Source organism: Curtobacterium sp. Leaf183 (genome assembly GCF_001424385.1).
GTDB lineage: Bacteria > Actinomycetota > Actinomycetes > Actinomycetales > Microbacteriaceae > Curtobacterium.
Window position 1 is genome coordinate 191,625 of the sequence record NZ_LMPO01000012.1, and the last position, 25,967, is coordinate 217,591.

Below are 25,967 nucleotides of genomic sequence, written 5' to 3' on the forward strand. Positions count from 1 at the left end.
AGGATGTGATGATGTCTGCGTGAGCACGTCGTCCAGCAACGGATTCCGCAAGCAGCGGTTCACGGACGACGACGGCTCCGACTACGCCGCCATCTTCAGCTCGGAGTACCACGGCTCGGACTTCGCGACCGAGACCGAGGCCGCGCCGGGCACGCACTACGAGTACCTCGTCGTCGGGGACGACGACCTGTCCCTGCGGACGATGCGGGCCACCGGGGGGCGCCGGTCCGGCGTGATCGGGCCGCGTGAGGACCACGTCGTCTTCTGGCTCGCACAGGGACACCTCGAGATGCACTTCGCCGACCGGGTCCGTGTCGTGCGGCCGGGGTCGCCCTACATCGCCTCGGCATCCGAGGCCTACCGGTTCGAGTCCGAGGAGACGGTCTACAACGGCGTCCACGTCGCGGACGCGTTCCTCCGCCGGGTCGGCCGCGAGCTCGGGTACCACCAGCCCGACGGCCCGATGCTGTTCGAGCAGCAGGACGAGCTCATCGCCCGGCGCGAGCCGCTGCGTCGTCTGATCCGCGAACTCGGCCCGGCGCTGCTCGACGAGCGGGTGCAGGGAGCCATGCGCACCGCCCTGAACCGGCGCCTCGCGGTCGTGATCCTCGACACCTTCCCCCTGCGTGACCGCGGCGACGACGTCCCGGTGGCCAGCCGGTTGCGGGACGCCATCCGCTTCATCGAGGAGCACGCACGCGAGCGGCCGGCAGTCCGGGCGATCGCCGAGGCCGCTGGGCTGTCCGAGCGCAGCCTGCAGGACGTCTTCCTGCGCACGCTCGGCGTGACGCCCAGCCGGTTCCTCCGCGACACCCGGCTCGACGGGGCGCGGCAGGTGCTCCTGCACGGGGGCGTCGAGGGCGGCGTGTCCGACGTCGCCCGGATGTGGGGCTTCTCCAACCCGGGCCGCTTCGCCACCGCCTACCGCGAGCGCTTCGGCGAGAGCCCCGGGACGACGATGCGGGAGGCACGGGGACCGAGACCGGGGACCGGCGCGGTGTCCGAGCGGGTGCGGCGGGCACTGTCGTTCATCGAGGACCACGCGGACGAACCGGTGACGATCGAGCGCATCGCCGATGCCGTCGGGGTACGACCACGTCGACTGCAGCAGCTGTTCCAGGCCGAGTGCGGGAGCAGCCCGATGGCCACACTCCGGCGTGTCCGCGCGGAACGTGCCGAGCGCAACGGGGCGGACGAAAAGCGCGCTGACCGCTGACGTGTCCGGCTTCCGGGGGACAAAGACAGCCCGGAACGGCCCGAGCCTGGCAGCTCGCTGGGAAGCGTGACGGCGGCGTGACTTCTCTCGGATCCAGCCCGTCTCATCCGTGAACAGCAACCGCTGGGAACACCCGGCGGGCACTTCGGAAGGAGACCCCATGGCCGACACCACGAACACCACCGCTTCCACCGCCACCACGGCGGCCCGCAGCCAGAACACCTCCGGCTCCACGGCCGGCAAGACCGTCATCGACGACACCGTCGTCTCGAAGGTCGCCGGCATCGCCGCCCGCGAGGTCAACGGCGTGCACGGCCTCGGCGGCGGCGCAGCCCGCGCCATCGGCGCCATCCGCGACGCCATCGGTCAGCGCGACCTGGGTCAGGGCGTCAAGGTCGAGGTCGGCGAGAAGCAGGTCGCCGCCGACATCGTCATCGTCGCCGAGTACCCGGTGCCGCTGCAGCAGGTCGCCGACGGCGTCCGCTCCTCGGTCGCCCGTGCCCTCGAGCAGATCGTCGGCATGGAGGTCGCCGAGGTCAACGTCACCGTCCAGGACGTCTTCATCCCGGGCGACGACGACGACGATGACGACAAGAAGGAGTCGCGAGTCGCATGAGCACCACCTTCATCGGCGCCCTGATCGGCGCCATCCTGGCAGTCGTCGCACTGCAGTTCGGGTTCTGGGGCTTCGTCCTGGTCATCGTCTTCGGTGCGATCGGTGCGCTCGTCGCAGCGCTCGTCTCCGGCAAGATCGACCGCGGCGCCCTCACCGACGTGCTGACCGGACGCCGGAGCTCCCGGTGACCGGCGGCCCGGACGTCCCGGGCCGCGTCGAGATCACGGCGCGGGCCCTGACCTCGTGCGCCCGCGCCGTCGCCGCCGAGCGCCTCGGCGCTCCGGCCAAGCAGGTCCGCGTCGCCCTCGGCGACCACCAGGGCCTCCTCGCCCTCGACATCACGGGGCCGATCGCCGCGGCTGACGACATCGTCGGCCGCGCGACGGCTGCCGCGTCCGAGGTCAAGGACCGGGTGGGCGCCCTCACCGGCCGACAGGTCGGCAGTGCCCACATCGAACTGACCGGGATCGTGCGCGAGCGCGACACCCGAGTCCGGTAGGAGACATCATGAGCAACAACAGCGTCGAGCGTCGCATCCGTCGCCGGAGCATCCACAGCTCCCGGTCGACCGCGGTGTCCATCGCGCTCGTGGTCCTCGTCCTGGTGGCGGCATGGATCGGCACCGAGTCGGTCCTGCGCGCGGTCGGTTCGGCTCCGCTCCTGGCGGACCCGCAGACCGCCGTCAACACGGCACTCCGTCCGGACTCCGCGTTCCTGACGATCGCCGAGGTGATCGCAGTCGTCCTCGTGGTCCTGGGCGTCATCCTGGTCGTCCTGGCCCTCAAGCCGGGACGACAGCACCGCTCGGTGGTGCCGCACGACCGCGGTGCCGTCGTCATCGACACCCGCATCATCGCCGCGACCGCCGCCAACGCGGCGAGCTCCGCCGCCGGCGTGCCCGAGGACAACACCACGGCCAGCTCGCGCGGCACCACCACCGAGGTCCGGATCGTCCCGGTCTCCGGGGTCGCCGTCAACGAGTCCGCGGTGAAGTCCGCCGTCGAGGAACGCCTCGGTCGGCTCGACGAGCGCTTCGGCCGCCGCGTCAAGGTCCGCATCGCAGAACAGGGCAGGCTGTCATGACCAAGAGCAACCGCACCATGAACCGCATCATCCTGTTCGTCCTGGGCCTCGTGGCCGTCGTGGTCGGACTCGCGATCGGCGCCGGCGTCCTGCCGGCCGTCCGGGACGCGATCAAGCCCTACGTCACCTTCCCGCGCAGCGTCGACGTCCCCGCGGCGTCGCTGTGGATCGTCGCCGCCGTGTGCGCCGTCGTCATCGTCCTGTCGCTCATCTGGGTCTTCACCCGTGGCGGCGGCGGGACCTCGGTCGCCGTGCGGGAACGCTCGGGCGACGACGCGGTCACCATCAACGTCGCGCTCGTCCGTGACCTCGTGGACCACGAGCTCAGCGGTGTCGGCGACGTCGTCAACGCGAAGGTCGACGTCTACCAGGTCCGCAAGCAGCGCGCCGCTCGCATCCGCGTCGCGGTCCGCCGCGGTGGCGACGCGGTCGCCGTGCTCGACGCGGTCGACCGCACGCTCGCCGTGCTGGACCGCACCCTCGGCCGCCCCGTTCCGGTGCTCGTGCACCTGACCGGCGGGACCCGCTCCGCGCTCGCGAAGTCGGTCCGCGTCCACTGACCCCGGTCTCCGGACGCACCACGGGCCTCCCGGCCCACCTCCTCCTCGAACACCACCCCGGGCATGAGCCCGACCACCGGAAGGACACCCTCATGGGTCTCGACGACAAGATCAAGAACGCTGCTCAGGACATCGCCGGCAAGGCGAAGGAAGCCTTCGGCAACGCCACCAACGACGACTCCAAGGTCGCCGAGGGCAAGAAGGACCAGGCCGCCGCGAGCGCGAAGCAGACGGGCGAGGACGTCAAGGACGTCTTCAAGAACTAGGCAGCTGCAGTGACGACGACGGGGCATCCGCGATCGGGTGCCCCGTCGTCTCCTGTCCGGACCGAGGAGGACATCATGGAGAACGAGACCCACGCCCGCACACAGGTCGTCGACGTGGCACTGCCCGCGTCGCTCACCGAACCACTGCCCGAGGACGCCAGCGCCCTCACCGTCGCGGCACGCACCGCGGCCGTGACCGCGATCGGTGTCGACGGGGTGCACCACCTGGGTGGCGTGCTCGAACGCGCGGCCGACCAGGTCCGCTCCCGACTCGGCCGGACCGCAAGCGCCCTGGGCGTGAAGGTCGACGACACCGACGGCGCCCTCGCCGTCCAGGTGTCCCTGGTGGTCACCTACCCGGAACCCGTCACGCGGGTCGCCGAGGAGGTCCGCTCGCAGGTCGCGCACGCCGTCGCACAGGTGGCCGGCAAGCCGGCGACCGTCGAGGTCCGTGTCACCGACGTGCACGGCCCCTTCGACGACGAGCCCTCGAAGGTCTCCCAGGCCGTCGACGCCGCCCGCGAGAAGGCGTCCGAGGCGACCGACCGGGTGAAGGACGTCGCGTCCGACGCCGCCGAGTCGGTGAAGGACGTCGCGTCCGACGCCGCCGCGAAGGCACAGGAAGTCGGCGCCGACGTCGCGGACCGCACCCGTGACGCCGCCGGCCGTACCAAGGAGGCCGCCGCCGAGGCGCTCGACCAGGTGCGCGACACCGCGTCCGAGACCGCCGACCGCGCCCGCGAGGCCGCAGCCGAGGTCCGTGACTCCACCGCCGAGGGCGTGGACCGCGCGAAGGAAGCCGGGTCGGACGCGCTGGACCGCGCGAAGGAGGCCGGCTCCGACGCGCTGGACCGCGCTTCCGAAGCAGCCGGGGACGCGGCCGACGCCGCCGAGGACGCCGCGGACTCCGCCAAGGAGGCCGCGACGCACGCACGGCACGCAGCCCAGGACGCGGCTGAGGTCGTCGCCGACAAGACCGGCGACGCCGTCGACACCGCGACGGCGAAGGCCGACGACGCTGCTGACACGGTCGCGGCGAAGGCCGACGACGCAGCTGACACGGTCAGCCCCGAGGCCGAGGACGCCGTCGACGCCACCAAGCGCGCAGCGGACGACATGGCGGACGCCGCTGCCCACGCCGCTGACGCGACCAAGGCCGCTGCCGACGACGCACACGACGCCGCAGCCACGGCGCGGGACACGGACGCACGCGCATGACCGTCTGGTCCGGAGGCCGCGGCCGTCGCTTCGGTCGGGAACGTCCGCCGCGCGCCCGCGGCGTCTGGATCGCCACGGTGGTCGGCGTCCTCGCCGTCCTCCTGCTCTTCGTCGGCGCGTTCCTGCCGCTGACGGGCTTCCTGGCCGGCGTCACGGCCACCACCGCGGGCCTGGTGCCGTTCCCGTTCGTCCGCGTCACCCTCGTGACGATCCTGGGCGGGGTCGTCGTGCTCGCCTTGCTGATCCTCGCCGTGACCCGGCGTCGTAGCGTGGCAGCGTGGGTGCCGGTCGTCCTCGCGGTCCTCGTCACCCTCGCCGTGACGGCCTACCCGCTCGTCACCGTCGCGATCGGCTCGGCAGACCGGGCCGGCGACGTGTGGCCGATCATCACCGACCTCGTACGACGGATCACCGGCTGACCGGCCGGGATCCGACACTGAAGGGAATCACCATGCGCAACCGCCTGCTCGTCATCGCCGCCATCGTGCTCATCGGGTTCTGGTTCGGCTCGCGGTCCAACCGCACCGTGATCAAGCAGTCCAAGGGCGAGACCGCCCGCAAGATGTGGAACGACCCGCACGCCCGCAAGTCGCGGAAGAAGCTCCGCAAGAAGCTCGAGAAGGCCGCCAAGAAGCACAGCTGACCGGCCTGGAGGCACGACCCGCCTCCGTCACGCAACGCCCCGACCGTCACACGGCCGGGGCGTTCGTGCGTGGGGTCAGCGGGTCAGCGGGTCAGCGGGTCAGCGGGTCACGGTCACGTGGACCGCGTCGAGCACCTCGGTGCCCATGGTCCGCAGCGCCTCGACGACGGCCAGACGCCGGTCGAGGGTGTCGTCCTCGAACGTCACGGTCACCGCGTAGCTGACCGACGAGCCGGGACCGCGCAGGACCCCCGCCTCGGAACGGACTCCCGGGCCCGTCCCGGTGACGGCGACCGCCTGCAGACCGTGGTCGAGCGCCCGGTGCGCGAGGGGGTCGAGACCGAACGACCCCGCGACCAGGCTGAGGTCGCTCGCCAGGGACAACCACCCGAGCACACGGTTCGACACGCCCTCGTCCACGACCTCGCCGAGCGCGAGGCCCCGCATCACCCAGCTGAGCTCGCCGGCCGCCGCCACGGCGACGTCGGGCGCGTCGTCCGGGCCCCGGCGGTCACGGACACGGTCGATGAACGCGGACCGCTCGACCCCGAGCGACTCGGCGCGCTCACGGACGGCGTCGATGCCGACCGTCGACAGCAGGGCGTTCGTCGCCCACGCGTCGGCGGTCGCCCCGACCAGGGTCGCCAGGTCGGACACCTGCATCGTCGGCTCCTGCAGGAACTGCCAGAGGCCCGGCCCGGCGGCGGTGTCGCGCGCCATCCGCTGCAGCCGGTCCCCGTGCAGCCGACCGTCCTCGAGCCGCGCCGCGACCTCGATCAGCAGCAGGACCCGTCCGAGTCCGCCGACGGACTGGACCATGCGGTCGTCGACGGCCAGCAGCGCTCGACCGCTCGAGGTGTCGATGACCGACGCGCTGACACCGGCTCCGTCCAGCGCGAGTCCCCCGAGGGCCTCGACCGTCGCGGAGAACCGGTCCTCGCCGCCGCCGCGGTGGCGACCACGTGCACGGCTCCCCGCGCCCGCGCGACCGTCCTGGCGTCGCCGCCGCGAGGACGGGGCCGCGTCGGGCTCGACCATCACCAGATCGCGACGCGCTCGGCGGGGTCGAGGTACATCGCGTCCTGCTCGGTCACGCCGAAGGTCTCGTGGAACACGTCGATGTTCCGGACGACCTGGTTGCAGCGGAACTCGTTCGGCGAGTGCGGGTCGATCGTCAGCAGCCGCTCGGCCTCCTCCGGTCGGATCGCCATCCGCCAGGCCTGGGCCCAGCTCAGGAAGAACCGCTCGGCACCGGAGAGCCCGTCGATCACGGCGGGCTCGTGGCCGTCGAGCGAGAGCAGGTAGGCCTTCCACGCGATGGACAGCCCACCCAGGTCGCCGATGTTCTCACCGATCGTGAGCGCCCCGTTGACGTGGTTGTCCGGCACCTCGGCCGGCACGAGGGCGTCGTACTGCGCGATGAGGGCCTTCGTGCGTTCCTCGAACGCGGCGCGGTCGGCCTCGGTCCACCAGTTCTGCAGGCGCCCGTCACCGTCGTACTGCGAGCCCTGGTCGTCGAAGCCGTGACCGATCTCGTGCCCGATGACGGCACCGATCGCACCGTAGTTCGCGGCGGCGTCCCGGCCGGCGTCGAAGAACGGGAACTGCAGGATGGCCGCCGGGAACACGATCTCGTTGAAGCCCGGGTTGTAGTAGGCGTTGATGGTCTGCGGGGTCATGAACCACTCGTCGCGGTCGATCGGCTTGCCGATCTTGCCGAGCTCGCGGTCCACCTGGAAGCTCGCCACCGCGCGGACGTTCGCGAGCAGGTCGTCCGCCGTGACCGGCAGCGCGGAGTAGTCGCGCCACCGCACCGGGTAGCCGATCTTCGGGGTGAACTTGTCGAGCTTCTCGAGGGCACGGCCACGGGTCTCGTCGGTCATCCAGTCGAGCGCGGTGATGCTCTGCCGGTACGCCTCGACCAGGTGCGCGACGAGGTCGTCCATCGTCGCCTTCGAGGTCTCGTCGAAGTGCTCCTGCACGTAGATCCGGCCGACGGCCTCGCCCATCGCGCCCTCGACGAGCGAGACGCCCCGCTTCCAGCGCTCGCGCTGCTTGGGTGCGCCGGTGAGGGCGGTGCCGTAGAACGAGAAGCTCGTCGCCGAGAAGGCACTGGTCAGGTAGGGCGCCGAACCCCGGATGACCTGCCACGCCAGCCAGTCCTTCCAGGCGCTGAGGGTCTCGGACTGCAGCAGCTCGGCCAGGCCGGTCAGGAACGAGGGCTCGCGGACGACGACCGTCTCGAACGCGCCGAGCGGGGCGTCGATCGCCTCCCACCACAGCTGCAGGTCGATGCCGGGGGCGAGTGCCGCCACCTCGGACCAGGGCAGCTTGTTGTAGGTCTTCTGGCTGTCCCGCGTGGCGACGTTGTCCCAGTGCTTGCCGGCGAGCGCCGTCTCGAGCCGGATGACGTGCTCGGTGCGGTCGGCGCTCTCGTCGTACCCGGCGAGCGGGAACATCGCCGCGACGAACTCGCGGTACTTGTCGCGGATGTCGGCGAAGCGCTCCTCGCGGTAGTACGACTCGTCGGGCAGCCCGAGACCGGACTGCTCGAGGAACACCACGTAGGACTCGGGGTCGCCCGGGTCGTTGTCGACGAAGAGCTGCAGGAAGCTCGGCAGGCCCAGTCGCTCGAAGCGGCCGACCATGCGGATGACGTCAGCGGTGGTCTCGACGGCGGCGACCTCGGCCAGCAGGGGCTCGATCGGGCCGGTGCCGAGTGCCTCGAGTGCGGTCTCGTCGGTGAACGACGTGTAGAGGTCCCCGACCTTGCGCTCCTCGGTGCCGGGTGCGGCCTGCTGCGAGCGCTCGATGATCTCGCGGACGGCGACCTCGGCGGCCTCGGCCAGCACGGTGAACGAGCCGTAGCGCGCCTTGTCGTCCGGGATGGGCGTGGCGTCGATCCACCGTCCGTTGACGTGGCGGTACAGGTCGTCCCCGGGCTGCACGGTCTCGTCGAGTTCGTCGGTCTGGATCCCTGTGGTGCCTGCGACGTCGGTCATGCGATCCACGATAGTCACCGGTGCCCTGCGGTCCACCCCGCGTCGGGGATCCGCGCCCGGCCGGTACGGTCGTCGCATGGGACTTCCGTGGAAGCTGCACGGCGACGGCACGACCGTCTCCGCGACGACGATCGTGGCGCCCGACGAGCGCCTGACCTGGGGGCGCACGATCGGGCTCGGCGTCCAGCACGTCGTCGCGATGTTCGGCGCGACGTTCCTGGTCCCGCTGCTGACCGGGTTCCCGCCGTCGACCACCCTGCTGTTCAGCGGCATCGGGACGATCCTGTTCCTGCTCATCACCGGCAACCGGCTGCCGAGCTACCTCGGCTCCTCGTTCGCGTTCATCGCGCCGATCGGTGCCGCGACGAAGATCGGCGGCATCCCGCTCGCCCTGTCCGGCATCATCGTGGTCGGTGCCCTGCTCGCCGTGGTCGGCCTGGTCGTGCACCTGGCGGGCGCGGGGTGGATCGACCGGCTGATGCCGCCGATCGTGTCCGGCGCGATCGTCGCCCTGATCGGGTTCAACCTCGCGCCGGCGGCCCGCGACAACTTCACGAAGTCCCCCGTCGTCGCGCTCATCACCCTGCTGTCGATCATCCTGGTCACGGTGCTCTTCAAGGGCCTGCTCGGGCGGCTGTCGATCGTCATCGGTGTCGTCATCGGGTACGTCGCGGCGCTCATCGGCGGGCAGGTCGACTTCTCGACGGTGGCCGACAAGCCCTGGATCGGCCTGCCCGAGTTCACCGCGCCGGCGTTCGACCCCGCGCAGCTGCCGATCTACCTGGCGTTCGTGCCGGTCGTGCTCGCGCTGGTCGCCGAGAACGTCGGGCACGTCAAGGGCGTCGGACAGCTCACCGGCCGTGACCTCACCCCGCTGACCGGCCGGGCCCTGATGGCGGACGGCATCTCGACGGTGCTGGCCGGTGTCGGCGGCGGGTCCGCGACCACGACCTACGGCGAGAACATCGGCGTGATGGCGGCCACGCGGGTCTTCTCGACCGCCGCGTACTGGGTCGCCGCGATCGCCGCCGTGCTGCTCGGGCTGTCCCCGAAGATCGGCGCGGTCATCTCGAGCGTGCCGGCGGGTGTCCTGGGCGGAGCGACCACGGCGCTCTACGGCCTGATCGGCGTCATCGGCATCCGCATCTGGGTCGAGAACCGCGTCGACTTCGCCAAGCCGAAGAACCAGCTCACCGCGGGCATCGCGCTCATCATCGGCATCGCGGACTTCACGTTCTCGTTCGGGCAGGCCAGCTTCGGCGGCATCATCGTCGGTACCGTCGCCGCGATCGTCGTCTACCACCTGATGGACCTGATCGGTCGCGCCCGGGGCACCGACCCCGCGGTCCCGGACGCGTCGGAGACCGCGCACGCCGCCACCGGCGGCGTCCCCGCCGAACCGCGCGCCGACTGACGCGCAGCCGGTCCGGTCCCGCCCCCCGGACGGGAGGCCGTGGTCGCCGTGTCCACGCACCGCACGGTGTGCACGCGGGGCGACCAGGGCCTCCCGGCCGGTCCGGCATGATGACCTGATGCCCCCGTCCCGTCGCGCCGTCGACCGCGACATCGTCCGCCTGGCGCTGCCGGCGCTCGGTGCGCTCGTCGTCGAGCCGCTGTTCCTGCTGACGGACACGGCCCTGGTCGGCCACCTCGGGGCGACCCCGCTCGCCGCGGTCGGGCTCGCGAGCGCGGTGCTGCAGACCGTCACCGGACTGCTCGTGTTCCTGGCGTACTCGACGACGCCCGCGGTGGCCCGGGCGCTCGGTGGCGGCGACCGACGCGGCGCCGTGCACGCCGGGATCGACGGGATGTGGCTCGCGCTCGGACTCGGGGTCGTGCTGGCCCTGGTCGGGTGGCCGCTCGCCGGACCGCTCGTGGCGCTGTTCGGCGCGGACGCGGCGGTGTCCGGTGCGGCGACGTCGTACCTGACCGTGTCGCTCGTCGGGCTGCCCGGGATCCTGCTCGTGACCGCGTCGACCGGACTGCTGCGCGGACTGCAGGACACCAGGACGCCGCTCGTCGTCGCGACGGTCGGCTTCGTGGCGAACGGGCTGCTCAACGCACTGCTGATCTACGGCCTCGGGTGGGGCGTCGCGGGGTCGGCGGCCGGCACGGTCGTCGTGCAGTGGGCGATGGCCGCGGTGTACATCGTGATCGCGGTCCGGGCAGCGCGGCGGGTGGGCGCTCCGCTGCGACCAGGGACCTCCGGCGTGGTGCGGGCGCTGCGCTCGGGCGCGTGGCTGTTCCTGCGGACGGCATCACTGCGCGTGGCGATGCTCGCGACCGTCGGTGTCGCGGCGGGGCTGGGGACGACCGGGCTCGCGACCACCCAGGTCGGGCTGACGGTGTTCAGCACGCTGGCGTTCGCGCTCGACGCCCTGGCCATCGCCGGGCAGGCGCTCGTCGGGCACGCGCTCGGGGCCCGGGACGCCGACCGGGTCCGCCTGGTGACGACCCGACTCGTGGTGCTCGGGATCGCCGGCGGCGTGCTGCTCGGGGCGCTGACGCTGGCCGCGAGCGGGGTGCTCGGGCCGGTGTTCTCCGACTCGGCGGCGGTCCGCTCGGCGCTGCCGCTCGTGCTGGTGCTCATCGCGGTCGGGATGCCGGTGGCGGGCTACGTGTTCGTGCTCGACGGGGTGTTGATCGGCGCGGGGGACGCCCGGTACCTGGCGATCGCGGGTGGGGTGAACCTGGTCGTGTACCTGCCGCTGCTGTGGGCGTTCGGCCACGGGCTCGTGGCGCTGTGGGCGGTGTTCGCGTTCGGGTACATCGGCGTGCGGGCGGTCACGCTCGGGGTCCGGGCGCACCGGCCGGGGTGGATCACGGTGGCCCTGGCGCGGTGACGGGGCGGGGGCGTGCGGTCGCACGGTGCGAGGTTCGCGGCCGGTGCGAGGTTGATCGCCCCGTGCGAGGAAACAACCTCGCACCGAGCCACCAAACTCGCACGAGCGGCCGGCGAACCGGCACGGTGCGAGGTTCGTCGACCGGGCTCAGGACGCGCGCGGGGGGCCCGTCGTGTCGCCGACGCGGAGCTCGGAGCGGAACGACGCACCCTGGGGTGAGGCGCCCTCGAGCATGGCGAGCGCTGCCCGCGCGGCCGCCTGGCCCTTCTGCACGAAGGGCTGCACGAGCGTGGTCAGCTGCCGGATCGGCGAGCGGTGCAGCAGGCTGTCGTCCACGCGGATGCCGTCGAAGCCCACCACGCTGACGTCCTCGGGGACGCGGAGCCCGGCCTCGAGCGCGGCCGAGATGACCCCGACCGCGAGCAGGTCGCTCTGCGCCACGACCGCGGTCGGACGCGTCCCGCCGGGGCCGAACAGCAGATCGCCGGCGATGCGGCCCTCTTCGACCGAGCTGCCGCCGGCCTCGATCGCGACGGCGTCCGGGTACACGCCGCGCACACCGCGCAGCCGTTCCATGGTCGTGTGCGCGGCACCGGCGGCGAACCGCTCGGCGGACATCGGGCCGCGGTGGTGCGAGGCATCCAGCGGCAGCGTCACGACCGTCACCGACTCGTGCCCGAGGTCACGGAGGAACGCGGCGGCTCGGCGGGAGCCCTCGCGGTTGTCGAGCTGGATGGGGACCGCGCCCTCGATGTCGTCGGCCTCGATCGCGACGACCGGGATCCCCCGACGCCGCAGGACGGCAACCGCCGGGTCGACCCGCACGTTGCAGCCCACCAGCACGACGGCGTCCATCGGAGCGTCGACGAGCGGCCCCGCGCCGCGTTCGTCGTCGAGCGGGCTGCGGACCAGCAGCAGGGACGCACCCGCTTCGCCCGCGACCTCCGCGATGCCGTCGAGCGTCAGGACGTTCACCGGGTCGCGGAAGGCGTCGCTCAGCCGGTCGTCCATCACGACCCCGATCACCCCGGACCGGCCCCGGCGCAGCGAGCGCGCCCGCGGATCGGGCCCGTCGTAGCCGAGTTCGGCCGCTGCGGCGAGGACCCGGGCGCGGGTCTCGTCGGACACCGGGCCCGTCCCGCTGAAGGCGAGTGACGCCGTGGACGGTGCGACCCCGGCTGCGCGCGCGACCGCGACGAGCGTCGGTCGAGCAGCACGGACGGCTCCGGCAGCCCCGCGGCGCCCGTCCGCGTCCGCGCCCGTCGAGCCCGTCGCACCCGTCCCCGGGTCCGACGCGCCGCGTGGTGTTGCCGTGTCGTCCATCGCCGGTTAGCGTATCCGAGATACCCCACTCGAATCGATTCGACAGGACCGAGACCATGACGACGGCGTCAGCCACCCGGACGATCCCGACCACCACCGCCTGGCGCAACGCGGTGTTCGTCGTGTTCACCCTGTCGGGCCTGGCCATCGCCACGTGGCTCGGCCGCATCCCGAGCGTGCGGGACGAACTCGACGCCAGCACGTTCGAGATGGGCCTGCTCGTCGTCGGCATGAGCGTCGGCTCCATCGCCGGCCTGACCTTCGCGGGGCACATCGTCGGACGGCTCGGCGCGAAGCGGGGCGTGCAGATCGCCGCCGTCTGCCTGGCACTCGGTCTGGTGATGGCCGGCATCGCCGTGAGCTCCGGGTGGGGCTTCGCCGCGATCTGGGTCTGCCTGATCGCGTTCGGCTTCGGCAACGGTCTGTGCGACGTGTCGATGAACGTCACCGGCGCCACGGCCGAGCGACTCGGCGGCCGCACGATCATGCCGCTCTTCCACGCCGCGTTCAGCCTCGGGACGCTCGCCGGCGCGGGCCTCGGCGCGCTCGCCGAGCGGCTCGAGGTCCCCGTCGCGCTGCACTTCATCGTCATCGGTGTCGTCACCTGCGTGGCGCTCGGCACCGCCGTGCGCTGGTTCGGAGACGAGCGCATCACCGAGCCCGAGCCGACGGACACCAGCCCCGTGCAGCTCCCCGTCTCGCGCTGGGCCATCTGGAAGCAGCCGTCGACCCTGCTCATCGGCGTGATCGTGCTCGGCATGGCCCTGGCCGAAGGCTCGGCGAACGACTGGCTGCCCCTGGCGATGATCGACGGCCACGGCCTGGACAACGCGAGCGGCTCGGCGGTCCTGACCGTGTTCCTCGCCGCGATGACCGTCGGACGGGTTGCCGGCAGCCCGCTGATCGACCGGTTCGGCCGGGTGCCGGTGCTCCGGACCAGTGCGGCCGTCGCGGTGGTCGGCCTCGGCATGCTCATCTTCGTGCCGAGCGTCCCCCTGGCGATCGTCGGCGTGGTGCTCTGGGGGCTCGGGGCCAGCCTCGGCTTCCCGATGGGCATGTCCGCCGCCGCCGACGACCCCCGCACCGCAGCCGCCAAGGTCAGCGCCGTCGCCACCATCGGCTACGTCGCGTTCCTGGCCGGCCCGCCGATCATCGGCTTCGTCGGCGAGCAGTTCGGACTGCTCAACGGTCTGCTCATCGTGTTCGTGTTCATCATCGCGGCCGGTCTGGCATCGGGCGCAGCACGCGAGTCGACGCCGGACGCGACCCGGACCGACGGAGCCGAGCGGGGCCTCCAGGGCCGTTAGGCTTCCCGGGTGCGTCTCGTCATCGCCCGCTGCTCCGTCGACTACGCCGGTCGCCTGTCGGCCCACCTGCCCCTCGCCACGCGCCTGCTCATGCTCAAGGCCGACGGCTCGCTGCTCGTCCACTCGGACGGCGGCAGCTACAAGCCGCTGAACTGGATGAGCCCGCCCTGCTCGATCGAGATCGGCGAGCCGACCGACGAACAGGCCGAGGCCGGCATCGAACAGGTCTGGACCGTCACGCAGAAGAAGACGCAGGACAAGCTCGTCGTCAGCCTGTACGAGGTCATCGCCGATGACAGCCACGACCTCGGCGTCGACCCGGGGCTCGTCAAGGACGGGGTCGAGGCCCACCTGCAACAGCTGCTGTCGGAGCAGATCGAGCTGCTCGGCGACGGGCACACCCTGGTCCGGCGCGAGTACATGACGGCGATCGGCCCGGTCGACATCCTGGCGCGCGACGATGCCGGCGCCAGTGTCGCGGTCGAGATGAAGCGCAACGCCAACATCGACGCGGTCGAGCAGCTGACGCGGTACCTCGAGCTGATGAACCGCGACCCGATGCTGCGTCCGGTGCAGGGCGTGCTCGCGGCGCAGACCGTGGCACCGCAGGCACGCACCCTCGCCGAGGACCGCGGCATCCGCGTCCTGGTCCTCGACTACGACGCGATGCGCGGCATCGAGGGCGGGCACACCCGCCTGTTCTGACGGGAGGCCCGTCCGCCATCGTCGCGTCGGCTGCGGACCCGAGGGGACGCGTCCACCGCCCCGGATAGGGTGGTCAGGTCATGACAAGCCCGTTCAGCGCCATCCTCTTCGACCTCGACGGAACCATCAGCGACTCGGCGCCGGGCATCCTCGACAGCCTGACGTACACGTTCCAGCAGGTCGGCGTCCCTGTCCCGGACCACGAGACGCTGCTGTCGTTCGTGGGGCCGCCCATCCTCGACACGTTCCACATCGCGATGGGCATGGACGACGAGCTCGCCGAGCGCACCCTGTCGGTGTACCGCGAGCACTACCTGTCCCACGGCGCACTCGACTCGGCGATGTTCCCGGGGATCGACGTCGTGCTGCGCACCCTGCACCGGGCGGGACTGCCGATCTCGACGGCGACGAGCAAGCCCGAGACCCCGGCGACGTACATCCTCGACCACTACGGCCTGACCCGGGACATCGACGTCATCACGGGCGCCAGTGACGACGAGGTGCGGTCGTCGAAGGCCGACGTGGTCGAAGAGGCCCTGCGACGACTCGATGCCCGTGGGTTCGACATCTCGCGTCCGGTGCTCGTCGGGGACCGGCTGCACGACGTCGAGGGCGCCGCCGTGCACGGCGTGCCGACGGTGTTCGCCGAGTGGGGCTACGGCTCCCCCGCCGAGGCCGAGGGCACCATCGCGCGGGCCGCCACCCCGCTGGACCTGCTGCCGATCCTGCTGCCGGGATCGGATGCCCCCGACGCCGCCGCCAGCGCGGCCGTCCGGTCGTGAGCGGCGCCACCGCCCTCCGCCGCGCCGGGTGGGTCCTGCCCGTCGCGATCGTCCTGGTCGCACTGAACTTCCGCGGCCCGATCGTGGCGCCCGCGCCGGTGATCGGTGACATCAGGCTCGACCTCGGGCTGACGACGACGGTCGCCGGACTGCTGACGACGATCCCGGTGCTCTGCTTCGCGCTGGCGACGCCGCTCGCCAGCTGGGTGATCGCGAAGGCCACGCCCGAGCGCGCGGTGTCGCTCTCACTGCTGATCGTGCTGGTCGGCACCGTCGTCCGATCGCTGCCGAGCGCTGCGGCGCTGCTGGTCGGCACCGCGGTGATCGGCATCGGCATCACGATCGGGAACGTGGTGATCCCGGTCGTCATCCGGCGGGACACCTCCCCCGAGCGCGTCGGCATCGTCACCGGCGTGTACACGTCGGCGCTCAACGTCGGGTCGATGACCACCTCGCTCGGGACCGCACCGATCGCCGCGCTGTGGGGCTGGCCGGTCGCGATCGCGCTCTGGGGCGTGCTCGCGGTCGTCGCCGCGCTGGGGTGGTCGTACGCCGTCGGCACCCGCGCGGCCTGGCTCGGCCCGCGCCGTGGGTCACCCGCCGAGCCGCTGCCCGTCACCGGTCCCATCGACCAGGTGCTCGACACCGGATCGATCCGGACGACGACGCACACCGCCACGGACACGGCGCGGGCCGCTCGACCGGCGCGGTGGGTGACGATCGGGTTGACGCTGGCCTTCGGCGGGCAGGCGTTCTCGTACTACGCGCTGACCGCCTGGATCCCGACGCTGCTGCACGACGAGATCGGGTTCTCGAAGGCGTCGTCCGGGGCGAGCTCGTCGGTGTTCCAGATCCTGGCGGTCGTCGGGGCCCTGGGTGTGCCGGTGCTGGCGTCGCGCTGGCGTCCGCGCGCGATCCTGTCCCTCGTCGCGTTCTTCTGGCTCGCGATGCCCCTCGGCCTGCTGTTCGCGCCGCAGCTCTGGCTGCTGTGGTCGGTGCTCGGCGGTGCGGCACAGGGCGGCGGCATCACCGTGATCTTCATCATCATCGTGCGGCTGGTCTCGAACGACGTCGACGCCCGCCGGATGTCCGCGTTCGTGCAGGGTGGCGGGTACCTGCTCGGGTCGGCCGGCCCCCTCGTCGCCGGTGCCCTGCACGACGCCACCGGCGGCTGGACGGCCACGCTGCTGACCGTCCTGGTCGCGGTGCTCGTGCTCGGTGTCGTCGGCACGCTGGCCGCCCGCCGGGTGCCCTGACGCGTCAGCCCGCCAGCGCTTCCGCGCGTGGTCGGTCGAATCGCGCGTACCGGGTCGGTTCTTCCGACCACCAACGCGCGATTCGACCTCCCAAGGACGTGGTCAGCCCGCGCGCAGCACGTCCTGCAGGGTCATCGGCGCACGACCCGTCACCCGCTCGACGTCGCCGGACACCCGCGCGAGCGCACCCTCGGCGATCGCCGTGTAGGTGCTGACCCAGGCGTCGGCCTGCCACGGCTCCGGGTCCCACTGCGCCCGCGACGCGTAGGCCTCGTCGAGCGTCTCCCGGTGGTACGACACCGCTCGGCCCCGCTCCGCGCTGACCGTCGCTGCGGCCTGCTCGAGGGTGATCGCCACCGGCCCGGTCAGCTCGTACGTCCGGTCGAGGTGCGCGCTCGGGTCCGCCAGCACCGCGGTCGCCACCCGGGCCACGTCGGCACGGGCGACCGCGGCCATGGCGCCGTCGCCGGCCGGTCCCCGGATCACGCCGTCCTCGCCGACCAGGTCCTCGACGAAGTCCAGGTAGAAGTTGTCGCGCAGGAACGTGTGCGCCATCCCCGTCGCCCGGATCGCCTCCTCCGTCGCCCAGTGGTCGCGCCCGAGGGTGAAGGTCGCGTCAGCGGCCGCGCCGGAGAACGACGTGTAGACCACGTGCCGGACCCCGGCAGTGGCGGCGGCACCCACGAAGGTGCGGTGCTGCTGGAGGCGGTCCTGGGCCTCCGCTCCGGACACCATGAGCAGCACGTCGACGCCCTCGAGCGCCGCGCGCGACGCCTCGGCGTCGGCGAACGTGGCCGTCCGGACCTCGGTGCCGGGCAGCTCGGGTGCACGCGACGCGTCCCGCACGACCATGCGGAACGGCACGCCGTCCGCGGCGAGCGCACGGGCGACGGCGCCCCCGATGTTGCCGGTGGCTCCGGTGATGGCGATGGTCATGCGGGGTTCCTCTCGGTGGTGGTCAGGTCAGGATCGTCCAGGAGGCCCGGCTCACCGTGGGTGCGACCCGTGCGGCGTTCACGCCGTCGACCTCCACCGCCCAGCTGCGGGCGGCCTCGTGGTCGCGGCCGTGCCGCATGTGCCGACCGACCAGGCGGTCGACGCGGACGGTGTCGGCGACGGCGCAGAACCACGTCTCGGTGAACAGTCCCGGCAGCGCGGACCACGGTGTGTCCTCGTCGAGCAGGTAGTTGCCCTCCGAGACCACGAGCCGGGTGTCGCGCGGGACGGCGATGCTGCCCGCGACGGGCTCGTCGACGCGGCGGTCGAAGTCGGGCGCCCACACGACCGGCTCGGTCGCGTCCACCAGTCGGCGGACCAGGGCGACGTAGCCGTCGGCGTCGAACGTGTCGATCGCACCCTTGCGGTCGTGACGGCCCAGGGCATCGAGCGCGCTGTTCGCCAGGTGGAAGCCGTCCATCGGCACCTGCACGGCGGTGCCGGAGCCCAGGCGCGCGTCGACCTCGGCGACGACGCGGCGGGCCAGCGTGCTCTTGCCCGCTCCCGGCGCGCCGGCGATGCCGAGCACCGTCCGCTGCCCCGACGCGGCGAGTCCGACCGCGCGGTCGACGGCCTGGTCGACCGTTCCCTGCGCGCGCACACCGTCATCCTCGCAGAGGTGTTCACTGTCGGGCATGAGCATCGATGCGACGAAGGCGTTCAGCGGGTTCTCGGTCCGGGACACCGCCGAGGCGAAGGCGTTCTACACGGACGTCCTCGGGCTCGACGTGACCGAGGACCACGGGATGCTCGGGCTGCAGCTCGGCGACGGTCGGCACGTGCTGGTCTACCCGAAGGGCCCGGCGCACGAGCCCGCCGCGTTCACCGTCCTGAACTTCCCGGTGCCGGACGTCGACGCCGCGGTGGACGAGCTCGCCGGCAGGGGCGTGACGTTCCTGCACTACGAGGGCATGACCGACGAGAAGGGCGTGAACCGGAAGGGCGGACCGCTCATCGCGTGGTTCACCGACCCGTCGGGCAACGTGTTCAGCGTCATCGCGGAGTGACGGCCGGACCTCAGGCGGTGAGCTCGCCGGCCCACCCGAGCGCGATCGGCACGACCAGCCCGTGACGGTGGTGCGGCAGGTCGGCGATCCGGATCCACTCGGCGCGCTCGGTCGAGCCGTCGGTCTCGTCGCGGAGCTCGCCGCCGGTGACCGTCATGCGGAAGACGACCTGCACGGCCTTCATCGGTCGGCCGTTCTCGTGCATGCGTCGCTCCGCGGGCACCAGGAGGTGCCGCACGCCGAGCAGCTGACCGACGGCGACCTCGTACCCGGTCTCCTCCATGAACTCGCGGACCACGGCCTGCTCGACGCTCTCGTCGTACTCGACCCCGCCACCGGGGAGCGCCCACGTGCCGGCCTCGGGGAACCGCTGCATCGCGAGCAGGACGCGCCCGTTGCGGACGGCCACGCCGTAGGCGGCGAGCCGGGTGTCGTAGTCGGTGTACTCCATGGCGTGACCATCCCAGCAACGGGAGACATCCTCGGCATGCCGCGCCGGGCCTCCAGTCCGTCGGTCGGACTCCGCTGGCCGCCGATCGAGCCGAGGGGCGGCCGCGCGCGACTGGCGCCTACCGCAGCGCCGTCACCTCGTCCGTCAGGGCCGAGCGCCACCCGACCCGCATCCGGGCGACGGCGCGGTCGAAGCCGGGCAGCAGGTCGACGTCGTCCCGCAGGAGCGACTGCATCTGCAGCCCCTCGTAGAGTGCCAGCAGCTGCTCGGCGACCAGGCGCGGGGCGACGCCACGGCTCTCCCGGCCGAGGACGACGTCGCGGACGAGCGCGAGGGTGAGGTCCTCGAAGGTCAGCGCGTACTGCCGACGGAACCAGCCGGCGGCCGCGTGCGTGGGGTTGGATGCCGCGCTCAGCAGTGCCAGGCGCAGGCGGACGAGTGCCGGGTCGGCCAGGCCCGTCTCGAGCCGGGCGCGCACGAGGGCGACCGCGCCCTCCTGCTCGGCGATGTGGCGGAAGGCCGCCTGCTGCGCGGAGGACCAGCGGTCGATGACGGCGATGATGAAGAGCTCCCACACGGGGTAGGCGCGACGGAAGTCCTCGACGGTGACGTCGGCGTGCTGGGAGACGGCATCGGCGTCCACCTCGTGGAAGTCGGCGGCACGGTACGCGAAGATCCCCGCCGACACGATGCGGTCGCGGAGGTCGGCCTCGGTCGCTGACATGCGTCGATTCTCCTGCGCCAGCGACGGGCACGCGACCGCCCGTTCGGGGGATCGCGCGCGACCGGTGGACGGTCGGGTCGTGACCGCCTGGAGGCCCGGCGCCGGTCCGGAGAACCGGTGCCGGGCCTCCAGGCGGTCACCTCAGCCGCGGTCGAAGGTCAGCGTCTCGTCGTCGGCGGCGGCCACCCGCCCGGTCCGGGCGAACTCGGCCCAGATCGCCCGGACGCGCGGGCCGCGGCGCTCGACCTCGGGCCAGTCCCGTTCGGGGACGAACCGGCTGCCGGCCCACGCTTCCCTGCGCCCGAGCAGCAGCGGCAGGTCGCTCATGTGCACCGCCCCCGTCGGCGACGCCGTGGCGCCGCGCAGCAGCCGGTACACGACCGCCGTGCCGCCCGCCTGTCGGTGCCGTTCCGCGAAGGCCCGGGCATCGCGCCCGTAGATCACCGCGGTGAGCGGCCGCACGACCCACCAGCGCACGAGTGCCCGGGCCACGCGGTTCCGGACCACCCGACGCAGCCCGGGCGTCACTGGCACGTACATGCCGGCCTCGTCCGAGCCGGAACCGATGAGGACGTCGTACCGCGGCGCGACCCGGCGCCAGGCGTCTGCCAGGTCCCGCTCGGCCGGCAGCGGAGCCTGTCCGTACTGCGTGCCGTACGGCATGCCGCCTCGGAGTCCGTACGGCGCGGCGACCCTGGTGCCGCGGGCCTGTCGGGCGAGCAGGTCGTCGAGCGGGGTGTCCGCGGACAGCTCACCGACGGCGCGGACCATCGCCCGGTTCATCCGCGCACGGCCACGGGACAGGCCGAGCGGAGCGCTCTGGATGACGGCACGGCGGAACAGCCCCTCGGCTCCGTCGCTGATCATCAGGTGCGCGATCGCGTCGGCACCGGCGGACTGGCCGAACGCGGTGACCGTCTCCGGGTCGCCGCCGAACGCGGCGATGTTGGCGCGCACCCAGCGGAAGGCCTCGATCAGGTCGAGCAGCCCGAGGTTCGCCGGCACGCGCTCACCGTCGCCCAGGAACCCCAGCACGCCGAGCCGGTAGGTCACCGTCACGACGATGACGCGCTGCTCGCTGACGAGGTCGTAGGCGTCATTGATCGGCAGGTCGCCGCCACCGATCACGTAGGACCCGCCGTGGACGTAGACCATCACGGGCAGGTGTTCGTCGGCGCGGGCGTCCCCGGGCAGCGTGATCGACAGCGCCTGGCAGTGCTCGTCGACCTCGGCCTCGACGACGTGCAGGAGCTGGTCGATCACGTCCGCACGCGGCTGCGGGGCGACGGGCGCGGGCCGGTCGGCCTGGAACACCTCGGCGAACACCGGGACGGGCTGCGGGGGCCGGAACCGCTCGGCGCGGGCGTACGGCACACCGAGCACCCGGGTCACGGCACCGTCGCGGACCCCGCGGATCCGTCCTGCTGGGCTGTCGAAGGTCGGGGTCAGGTCGTCGAGCACCAGCCCACGCTAGCCCGGGAGGCTCGGTGCGAGCCCGGTGGGTCGACAGCGGCGAGTCCGGTGTGCGGCCGGTCTGGTCAGATCGGGTCCGCACCCCGTGACGGACATCGCGCCCCGAGGAGACGGGGCGCGATGTCCGCGAGGGGGTGCGACGCGGGTGGGACGCGGGTGCGCCGCGGGTGCGACGCGGGTGCGAGGCGGGTGGGCGTCAGCGGGTGCCCGCGGGTCAGCGCGTCAGCGCACCCGCTTGATCGGCAGCACCACGAGGGCGCCGACGATCGCGACGGCCCCGGCCGCCCAGCACATCAGCTGGTAGTTGTCGGCCGTGCCGTCGGTGCCGATCTTCAGGAAGAACAGCGCGGCGGCGGGTGCCAGGGACTGCGGGAGCGCGTTCGCGATGTTGATCACACCGAGGTCCTTGCCGGGACGGTCCGCGTTCGGCAGCACGTCCACGACGAGCGCGGTGTCGATCGCCGAGTAGATGCCGTACGCGAAGCCCATGACGACCTCGGCGACGTAGAAGCCGTTGACGGTCTCGGCGTGGGCCAGGACGACCAGGCCGACCGCGAACAGGGCGGTGGAGCCGGCGACGAAGACCTTGCGACGCCCGAGCCGGTCGGACAGCCAGCCCGAGATCGCCGCGCTGACCAGGAGCGCGATCGTGTACAGCAGCACGCCGAACGCCACGGCCGCGGTCGCCTCGCCCGCGTCGGCGATCCCGATGTGCTCCTGCATGTAGAGCAGGCGGTACGTCGTGAACATGAAGGTCGCGAAGATGATGAGGAAGCGCGACCACCACGCGAACGCGAAGTCCGGGTTCTTGATCGGGTTCGTCCAGAACGACGCGATGAGGTTGAGGAACGTGAACTTCTTGAGCGTGTACGTCGGCAGCTCGTCGCGGGCGACGACGGCGTAGACGACCACCAGGATGATCGCCAGGATGCCCGGCGCGATGAACAGCACGGGTAGGTTCGCGACGAAGAACACGGACAGGTAGGTCCCGGCGAGCACGGCGAGGTTCTGCGCGAGGGCGATGATGCTCGACGACTTGCCGCGCTGGAACTCGGGCACGTTGTCGGCGAAGCTCGCGGTCAGGGTCGAGAGCACCGTGTTGGCGGCGAGCTGGGCGAGCAGCCACCCGAGCGTCAGCTGGAGCGTGTCCGGGGCGAACGCGATCCACGCCAGCGCGATCGCGAAGACGACCACGCCGGTCAGCATCCACGGACGACGACGTCCCCAGCGCGTGCGGGTGCGGTCGGACAGCGCGCCGGCCAGCGGGTTCATGATGAGCGCACCGAAGGCGCCGATCGGCAGCACCGTGCCGATGACGTTCGCCGCGTCGTCACCGACGAGCGCCTGCGCCTTGAGCTGCATGCTCACGTACACCGGCGCCATGAGGGCCACGAACAGACCGAACTGCCCGAGGAACAGGGCGACCTGGTAGCCGATCCCCACCTTCAGCGTGCTGACCGGCTGGGTGATGCCCGCTTCGGGGTGCACCAGGGTCGGGGTCTCCGCGGGTTCGGGTGTGCTCATGACGCCTCCTTGAGTCGATGAAAACCGTACTGTGTACGGTTTTGCCGAGCGCGAGCCTACATGGAAACGACCTTCCACAACACCCGTCGCTGAACTCCCCGCCTGGAAAACTACACAGCGGGTGGTTTTCCGTGTAGCGTCGTCATCGATCTCGCCGTGGAGCATCGCTCCTCGACGGACCGCGACACCCAGTCAGGACCGAAGGAGCTTCGAGCAATGCCCACCACCTCTGTGCAGCTGTACTCACTGCGCGACGCGATCGCCGCCGACCTCGACAAGGCCATCGCCCGTGTCGCCGAGATCGGCTACGAGAACGTCGAGCCGTACGCGTTCGTCGAACGTGCCGCCGACCTCGAGCGTGCGTTCGCCGCGACCGGCCTGAAGGCACCCTCCGGTCACGTCGCGGTCATCGACGCCACCGACACCGCGCCGATCTGGGACGCTGCCGAGCGTCTCGGCATCACGACGGTCATCGACCCGTTCATCCCGACCGACCGCTGGCAGACCGCCGACGACGTCGCGAAGATCGCCGAACGCGTCAACGAGCTCACCGCCGAAGCCGCGGCCCGTGGCCTGCAGTTCGGGTACCACAACCACCAGTGGGAGTTCACGAACAAGGTCGACGGCCGCACGGTCTACGAGCACTTCGTCGCGCAGCTCGCCCCGGAGACCGTGCTCGAGCTCGACACCTTCTGGGCGACCGTCGGCGGTGCCGATGCCCCCGCCGTGCTCCGCTCCCTCGGTGACCGCGTCGTCGCCATCCACGTGAAGGACGGCCAGGTCGACGGCGACATCCGCGACGCCCTGCCCTCGTCCGAGAGCGCCCTCATCGTCCCCGAGGCACTGCAGCGCGCCTTCGAGAACCAGACCCCCGCGGGCCAGGGCGACGTCGACGTGGCATCGATCCTCGCGGCAGCTCCCCAGGCCATCCGCGTCGTCGAGTTCGACGCGTACAAGGGCGACGTCTTCGAGGGCATCGCCGAGTCCCTCGCCTGGCTCAAGGACAACGACAAGTGAGCCGTGTCGGGATCGGCATCATCGGCGCCGGCAACATCTCCACGCAGTACCTGACGAACCTGACGCAGTTCGCCGACGTCGAGGTCCGCTTCGTCGCCGACGTGCTGCTCGACCGTGCCGCGGCCCAGGCAGCGGAGTACGGCGTGCCGAACTCCGGCTCGGTCGACGAGCTCCTGGCACGCGACGACGTGCAGATCGTCATCAACCTGACGATCCCGGCCGCGCACGCCGAGGTCGACCAGCAGATCATCGACGCGGGCAAGCACGTGTGGAGCGAGAAGCCGATCGCCACCGACCACGACTCCGCGGCCGCGGTGCTCGCGTCCGCGAAGGCGAAGGGGCTGCGTGTCGCCACGGCACCGGACACCGTGCTCGGGGCCGGCATCCAGACAGCACTGCGCGCCATCGCCCGCGGCGACATCGGCGAGCCGCTGACCGCGACCACGATGTTCCACGTGCCCGGGCCCGAGGCGTGGCACCCGAACCCGGACTTCCTGTTCGCCACCGGCGCCGGGCCCCTGTTCGACATGGGCCCGTACTACGTGACCACGCTCGTGCACGCCCTCGGTGCTGCCACCCGCGTGCAGGCCGTGTCGTCGAAGTCACTCGAGCGTCGGACCATCGCGTCCGGCGACCGCGCGGGCGAGACGTTCCCGGTCGAGGTCCCGACGCACCACGCGGCACTCATCGAGTTCGCCGGCGGGCAGTCCGCCCAGTCGACGTTCTCGTTCCAGCACGCGCTGCCCCGGATGGGCTTCGTCGAGATCAACGGCACGCTCGGGACGATCTCACTGCCGGACCCGAACACGTTCGAGGGCGATTCGACCCTCTGGCGCTACGGCCAGGACGAGCCCGAGACGATCACCGCCGTCGGCTCGACCTGGGGCCGCGGCACCGGGGTGGTCGAGCTCGCCCGCGCGATCGCCGAGGACCGTCCGGAGCGCGCTTCGGGTGCGACCGCGCTGCACGTGCTGGACGTGCTGCTCGGCATCCGCGACGCCGCTGCGAACGGCAGTGCCGTGGAGATCGCGTCGACCGTGGACGCCATCCCGCCGCTCCCCGAGGACTTCGACCCCGCAGCCGCGGTCCTGACCGCCGGGGCGTAGACCGCTCGACGACACGACGGCCGGTCCCCCTGCGGGGGCCGGCCGTCGTCGTGTCCGTCACGCCACGGACGACGGCTCCTGCAGCTGGACGCGGAGGGCCAGCAGACCGTCACGGACGCGGGTCTTCGCGGTCCCGACGCTGATCCCGAGGTGTTCCGCCACCTCAGGCGTGCTGTGCTCCCCCAGGTAACGGAGGATGACGGCATCGCGCTGCTTCGTGGTCAGGGTCGCGAGCGCCGCACGGAGCTCGGGTCGACCGAAGACGGCGTCCCACTGGTCGCTGGAGCGGTCGACGTCGTGGTGGTCGCGGGTGCCGACGCGCACGTCACGGTCACGGGCGCTCTGGGTGCTCCGGATCCGGTCGACCGCACGCCGGTGCGCGATCGTGCGCAACCACGACTGCAGGTCGGCGCGGGTGGGGTCGAAGCGCTCCGGGTGGCGCCAGAGCTCGAGGTACGTCTCGTGGACGACGTCCTCCGCCATGTACCGGTCGAGGATGATCGCCCCGACGAATCGCCGGAGACCGACGCTGTGCTGGCGGTAGGCCGTGGTGAACGCGATCGAGGCGAGCTGGTCATCGGAGTGCGTGTGGTGCATGAGCGTCTCCCTGCCGGTGGAGCGCTCACACTAGGCCGTGGCGGACAGATCGGTACACCCCAGTGCGGGGTGTGACCTCGCACGACGACGAACACCCCCGCGACGGTGCGTCGCAGGGGTGTTCGTCGTGGTGCTGTGCGCTCGTGGCGCGGGGGGTGTTACTTGATCTGCGCGGTGATGGTGGCGGTACCGACGAGGAGGCCGCCCTTGACGGCGTCGGTCTTGAAGGTGCTGTTGAGCAGCTTCGCGGCG

General features: G+C 72.0%; 29 protein-coding genes. 19 read left to right on the forward strand and 10 right to left on the reverse strand.

What is annotated here, in order from left to right; translation table 11 throughout:
* Nucleotides 1-19: 19 nt before the first annotated feature.
* The 10 genes from ASG04_RS16775 to ASG04_RS16820 all read left to right on the forward strand — a co-directional run bounded on the left by ASG04_RS16775 (nucleotide 20) and on the right by ASG04_RS16820 (nucleotide 5,602).
* The gene (locus ASG04_RS16775) at nucleotides 20-1,216 is read left to right on the forward strand and encodes a helix-turn-helix transcriptional regulator (protein ID WP_056126633.1); all 1,197 of its coding nucleotides are present in this window, start codon (nucleotides 20-22) and stop codon (nucleotides 1,214-1,216) included.
* Between the two features lie 160 nt (nucleotides 1,217-1,376).
* Nucleotides 1,377-1,832, forward strand: a complete 456-nt coding sequence (locus ASG04_RS16780; protein ID WP_056126635.1) for an Asp23/Gls24 family envelope stress response protein — start codon at nucleotides 1,377-1,379, stop codon at nucleotides 1,830-1,832.
* Nucleotides 1,829-2,020, forward strand: coding sequence for a DUF2273 domain-containing protein (locus tag ASG04_RS16785; protein WP_056126637.1), 192 nt, complete (start codon nucleotides 1,829-1,831; stop codon nucleotides 2,018-2,020). The genes ASG04_RS16780 and ASG04_RS16785 overlap by 4 nt, the downstream gene beginning before the upstream one ends.
* A complete protein-coding gene (locus tag ASG04_RS16790) occupies nucleotides 2,017-2,331 on the forward strand; it encodes a hypothetical protein (protein ID WP_056126639.1) in 315 nt (104 codons plus the stop codon). The genes ASG04_RS16785 and ASG04_RS16790 overlap by 4 nt, the downstream gene beginning before the upstream one ends.
* Before the next feature lie 8 nt (nucleotides 2,332-2,339).
* On the forward strand, nucleotides 2,340-2,915 hold the full coding sequence (locus tag ASG04_RS16795) for a DUF6286 domain-containing protein (RefSeq protein WP_056126641.1): 576 nt from the start codon (nucleotides 2,340-2,342) through the stop codon (nucleotides 2,913-2,915).
* Nucleotides 2,912-3,475 carry a hypothetical protein gene (locus tag ASG04_RS16800; RefSeq protein ID WP_056126643.1) on the forward strand — a complete coding sequence of 188 codons (564 nt, stop codon included), beginning with the start codon at nucleotides 2,912-2,914 and terminating at the stop codon, nucleotides 3,473-3,475. Before ASG04_RS16795 ends, ASG04_RS16800 begins: the two co-directional genes overlap by 4 nt.
* A gap of 92 nt (nucleotides 3,476-3,567) precedes the next feature.
* Entirely contained in the window at nucleotides 3,568-3,741 is a 174-nt protein-coding gene (locus ASG04_RS16805; RefSeq protein ID WP_056126645.1) for a CsbD family protein, read from the forward strand.
* Between the two features lie 75 nt (nucleotides 3,742-3,816).
* Complete coding sequence (locus ASG04_RS16810; protein WP_056126647.1) at nucleotides 3,817-4,959, forward strand: Asp23/Gls24 family envelope stress response protein; 1,143 nt, start codon at nucleotides 3,817-3,819, stop codon at nucleotides 4,957-4,959.
* Nucleotides 4,956-5,378 carry a hypothetical protein gene (locus ASG04_RS16815; RefSeq protein ID WP_056126648.1) on the forward strand — a complete coding sequence of 141 codons (423 nt, stop codon included), beginning with the start codon at nucleotides 4,956-4,958 and terminating at the stop codon, nucleotides 5,376-5,378. The genes ASG04_RS16810 and ASG04_RS16815 overlap by 4 nt, the downstream gene beginning before the upstream one ends.
* A 32-nt stretch (nucleotides 5,379-5,410) precedes the next feature.
* The gene (locus ASG04_RS16820; RefSeq protein WP_056126650.1) at nucleotides 5,411-5,602 is read left to right on the forward strand and encodes a hypothetical protein; all 192 of its coding nucleotides are present in this window, start codon (nucleotides 5,411-5,413) and stop codon (nucleotides 5,600-5,602) included.
* 99 nt (nucleotides 5,603-5,701) lie between these two features.
* On the opposite strand, the gene ASG04_RS16825 is transcribed toward ASG04_RS16820, so the two are convergent.
* The gene (locus ASG04_RS16825) at nucleotides 5,702-6,640 is read right to left on the reverse strand and encodes a serine hydrolase (protein WP_056126653.1); all 939 of its coding nucleotides are present in this window, start codon (nucleotides 6,638-6,640) and stop codon (nucleotides 5,702-5,704) included.
* A complete protein-coding gene (locus ASG04_RS16830; protein ID WP_056126655.1) occupies nucleotides 6,640-8,604 on the reverse strand; it encodes a M13 family metallopeptidase in 1,965 nt (654 codons plus the stop codon). Before ASG04_RS16830 ends, ASG04_RS16825 begins: the two co-directional genes overlap by 1 nt.
* Nucleotides 8,605-8,680: 76 nt before the next feature.
* Between ASG04_RS16830 and ASG04_RS16835 the strand changes: the two genes are divergently transcribed.
* Entirely contained in the window at nucleotides 8,681-10,018 is a 1,338-nt protein-coding gene (locus ASG04_RS16835; protein WP_056126656.1) for a uracil-xanthine permease family protein, read from the forward strand.
* A 118-nt stretch (nucleotides 10,019-10,136) separates the two neighbouring features.
* Entirely contained in the window at nucleotides 10,137-11,447 is a 1,311-nt protein-coding gene (locus ASG04_RS16840) for an MATE family efflux transporter (protein WP_056126658.1), read from the forward strand.
* 147 nt (nucleotides 11,448-11,594) lie between these two features.
* Here ASG04_RS16840 and ASG04_RS16845 read toward each other — a convergent pair whose 3' ends face one another.
* A complete protein-coding gene (locus tag ASG04_RS16845; RefSeq protein ID WP_082518328.1) occupies nucleotides 11,595-12,770 on the reverse strand; it encodes a LacI family DNA-binding transcriptional regulator in 1,176 nt (391 codons plus the stop codon).
* 56 nt (nucleotides 12,771-12,826) lie between these two features.
* On the opposite strand from ASG04_RS16845, the gene ASG04_RS16850 reads away from it, so the two are divergent.
* The 4 genes from ASG04_RS16850 to ASG04_RS16865 all read left to right on the forward strand — a co-directional run bounded on the left by ASG04_RS16850 (nucleotide 12,827) and on the right by ASG04_RS16865 (nucleotide 16,820).
* Nucleotides 12,827-14,077, forward strand: coding sequence for an MFS transporter (locus tag ASG04_RS16850; protein WP_056126660.1), 1,251 nt, complete (start codon nucleotides 12,827-12,829; stop codon nucleotides 14,075-14,077).
* 9 nt (nucleotides 14,078-14,086) lie between these two features.
* Nucleotides 14,087-14,782: an endonuclease NucS gene (gene nucS, locus ASG04_RS16855; protein WP_056126662.1), complete on the forward strand. Its 696-nt coding sequence runs from the start codon at nucleotides 14,087-14,089 to the stop codon at nucleotides 14,780-14,782.
* Nucleotides 14,783-14,862: 80 nt separating this feature from the next.
* Nucleotides 14,863-15,564: an HAD hydrolase-like protein gene (locus tag ASG04_RS16860; protein ID WP_056126664.1), complete on the forward strand. Its 702-nt coding sequence runs from the start codon at nucleotides 14,863-14,865 to the stop codon at nucleotides 15,562-15,564.
* Nucleotides 15,561-16,820, forward strand: coding sequence for a CynX/NimT family MFS transporter (locus ASG04_RS16865; protein ID WP_056126667.1), 1,260 nt, complete (start codon nucleotides 15,561-15,563; stop codon nucleotides 16,818-16,820). The genes ASG04_RS16860 and ASG04_RS16865 overlap by 4 nt, the downstream gene beginning before the upstream one ends.
* Nucleotides 16,821-16,922: 102 nt before the next feature.
* Here the strand turns inward: ASG04_RS16865 and ASG04_RS16870 are convergent, their stop codons facing one another.
* Together ASG04_RS16870 and ASG04_RS16875 are read right to left on the reverse strand one after the other, a co-directional pair.
* Nucleotides 16,923-17,756: an SDR family oxidoreductase gene (locus ASG04_RS16870; protein ID WP_056126669.1), complete on the reverse strand. Its 834-nt coding sequence runs from the start codon at nucleotides 17,754-17,756 to the stop codon at nucleotides 16,923-16,925.
* 22 nt (nucleotides 17,757-17,778) lie between these two features.
* Nucleotides 17,779-18,417 (reverse strand): nucleoside/nucleotide kinase family protein, encoded by a 639-nt coding sequence (locus ASG04_RS16875; protein ID WP_235515582.1) that lies wholly within the window; start codon nucleotides 18,415-18,417, stop codon nucleotides 17,779-17,781.
* A gap of 34 nt (nucleotides 18,418-18,451) precedes the next feature.
* On the opposite strand from ASG04_RS16875, the gene ASG04_RS16880 reads away from it, so the two are divergent.
* Nucleotides 18,452-18,823 carry a VOC family protein gene (locus ASG04_RS16880; RefSeq protein WP_056126673.1) on the forward strand — a complete coding sequence of 124 codons (372 nt, stop codon included), beginning with the start codon at nucleotides 18,452-18,454 and terminating at the stop codon, nucleotides 18,821-18,823.
* A gap of 10 nt (nucleotides 18,824-18,833) precedes the next feature.
* Here the strand turns inward: ASG04_RS16880 and ASG04_RS16885 are convergent, their stop codons facing one another.
* From ASG04_RS16885 to ASG04_RS16900, 4 genes are all read right to left on the reverse strand, one after another.
* Complete coding sequence (locus ASG04_RS16885) at nucleotides 18,834-19,274, reverse strand: NUDIX hydrolase (protein WP_056126675.1); 441 nt, start codon at nucleotides 19,272-19,274, stop codon at nucleotides 18,834-18,836.
* 118 nt (nucleotides 19,275-19,392) lie between these two features.
* Nucleotides 19,393-19,998: a hypothetical protein gene (locus tag ASG04_RS16890; protein WP_056126677.1), complete on the reverse strand. Its 606-nt coding sequence runs from the start codon at nucleotides 19,996-19,998 to the stop codon at nucleotides 19,393-19,395.
* Nucleotides 19,999-20,139: 141 nt separating this feature from the next.
* A complete protein-coding gene (locus tag ASG04_RS16895) occupies nucleotides 20,140-21,459 on the reverse strand; it encodes a carboxylesterase family protein (protein WP_235515583.1) in 1,320 nt (439 codons plus the stop codon).
* Nucleotides 21,460-21,693: 234 nt separating this feature from the next.
* On the reverse strand, nucleotides 21,694-22,995 hold the full coding sequence (locus ASG04_RS16900; protein ID WP_056126681.1) for an MFS transporter: 1,302 nt from the start codon (nucleotides 22,993-22,995) through the stop codon (nucleotides 21,694-21,696).
* A gap of 216 nt (nucleotides 22,996-23,211) precedes the next feature.
* Between ASG04_RS16900 and ASG04_RS16905 the strand changes: the two genes are divergently transcribed.
* Both ASG04_RS16905 and ASG04_RS16910 read left to right on the forward strand, forming a co-directional pair.
* The gene (locus ASG04_RS16905) at nucleotides 23,212-24,012 is read left to right on the forward strand and encodes a sugar phosphate isomerase/epimerase family protein (protein ID WP_181437120.1); all 801 of its coding nucleotides are present in this window, start codon (nucleotides 23,212-23,214) and stop codon (nucleotides 24,010-24,012) included.
* Complete coding sequence (locus tag ASG04_RS16910) at nucleotides 24,009-25,118, forward strand: Gfo/Idh/MocA family protein (RefSeq protein WP_056126683.1); 1,110 nt, start codon at nucleotides 24,009-24,011, stop codon at nucleotides 25,116-25,118. Before ASG04_RS16905 ends, ASG04_RS16910 begins: the two co-directional genes overlap by 4 nt.
* Before the next feature lie 57 nt (nucleotides 25,119-25,175).
* On the opposite strand, the gene ASG04_RS16915 is transcribed toward ASG04_RS16910, so the two are convergent.
* Entirely contained in the window at nucleotides 25,176-25,715 is a 540-nt protein-coding gene (locus ASG04_RS16915) for a sigma-70 family RNA polymerase sigma factor (RefSeq protein ID WP_056126685.1), read from the reverse strand.
* Nucleotides 25,716-25,967: the final 252 nt, after the last annotated feature.

Bases quoted from the DNA above. Each gene is read 5' to 3' on its own strand.
- ASG04_RS16780 (WP_056126635.1), top strand. From the start codon at position 1,377: ATGGCCGACACCACGAACACCACCGCTTCCACCGCCACCACGGCGGCC.
- ASG04_RS16785 (WP_056126637.1), top strand. From the start codon at position 1,829: ATGAGCACCACCTTCATCGGCGCCCTGATCGGCGCCATCCTGGCAGTC.
- ASG04_RS16795 (WP_056126641.1), top strand. From the start codon at position 2,340: ATGAGCAACAACAGCGTCGAGCGTCGCATCCGTCGCCGGAGCATCCAC.
- ASG04_RS16800 (WP_056126643.1), top strand. From the start codon at position 2,912: ATGACCAAGAGCAACCGCACCATGAACCGCATCATCCTGTTCGTCCTG.
- ASG04_RS16805 (WP_056126645.1), top strand. From the start codon at position 3,568: ATGGGTCTCGACGACAAGATCAAGAACGCTGCTCAGGACATCGCCGGC.
- ASG04_RS16810 (WP_056126647.1), top strand. From the start codon at position 3,817: ATGGAGAACGAGACCCACGCCCGCACACAGGTCGTCGACGTGGCACTG.
- ASG04_RS16815 (WP_056126648.1), top strand. From the start codon at position 4,956: ATGACCGTCTGGTCCGGAGGCCGCGGCCGTCGCTTCGGTCGGGAACGT.
- ASG04_RS16820 (WP_056126650.1), top strand. From the start codon at position 5,411: ATGCGCAACCGCCTGCTCGTCATCGCCGCCATCGTGCTCATCGGGTTC.
- ASG04_RS16825 (WP_056126653.1), bottom strand. From the start codon at position 6,640: ATGGTCGAGCCCGACGCGGCCCCGTCCTCGCGGCGGCGACGCCAGGAC.
- ASG04_RS16830 (WP_056126655.1), bottom strand. From the start codon at position 8,604: ATGACCGACGTCGCAGGCACCACAGGGATCCAGACCGACGAACTCGAC.
- ASG04_RS16835 (WP_056126656.1), top strand. From the start codon at position 8,681: ATGGGACTTCCGTGGAAGCTGCACGGCGACGGCACGACCGTCTCCGCG.
- ASG04_RS16840 (WP_056126658.1), top strand. From the start codon at position 10,137: ATGCCCCCGTCCCGTCGCGCCGTCGACCGCGACATCGTCCGCCTGGCG.
- ASG04_RS16845 (WP_082518328.1), bottom strand. From the start codon at position 12,770: ATGGACGACACGGCAACACCACGCGGCGCGTCGGACCCGGGGACGGGT.
- ASG04_RS16850 (WP_056126660.1), top strand. From the start codon at position 12,827: ATGACGACGGCGTCAGCCACCCGGACGATCCCGACCACCACCGCCTGG.
- ASG04_RS16860 (WP_056126664.1), top strand. From the start codon at position 14,863: ATGACAAGCCCGTTCAGCGCCATCCTCTTCGACCTCGACGGAACCATC.
- ASG04_RS16870 (WP_056126669.1), bottom strand. From the start codon at position 17,756: ATGACCATCGCCATCACCGGAGCCACCGGCAACATCGGGGGCGCCGTC.
- ASG04_RS16880 (WP_056126673.1), top strand. From the start codon at position 18,452: ATGAGCATCGATGCGACGAAGGCGTTCAGCGGGTTCTCGGTCCGGGAC.
- ASG04_RS16885 (WP_056126675.1), bottom strand. From the start codon at position 19,274: ATGGAGTACACCGACTACGACACCCGGCTCGCCGCCTACGGCGTGGCC.
- ASG04_RS16890 (WP_056126677.1), bottom strand. From the start codon at position 19,998: ATGTCAGCGACCGAGGCCGACCTCCGCGACCGCATCGTGTCGGCGGGG.
- ASG04_RS16900 (WP_056126681.1), bottom strand. From the start codon at position 22,995: ATGAGCACACCCGAACCCGCGGAGACCCCGACCCTGGTGCACCCCGAA.
- ASG04_RS16905 (WP_181437120.1), top strand. From the start codon at position 23,212: ATGCCCACCACCTCTGTGCAGCTGTACTCACTGCGCGACGCGATCGCC.
- ASG04_RS16915 (WP_056126685.1), bottom strand. From the start codon at position 25,715: ATGCACCACACGCACTCCGATGACCAGCTCGCCTCGATCGCGTTCACC.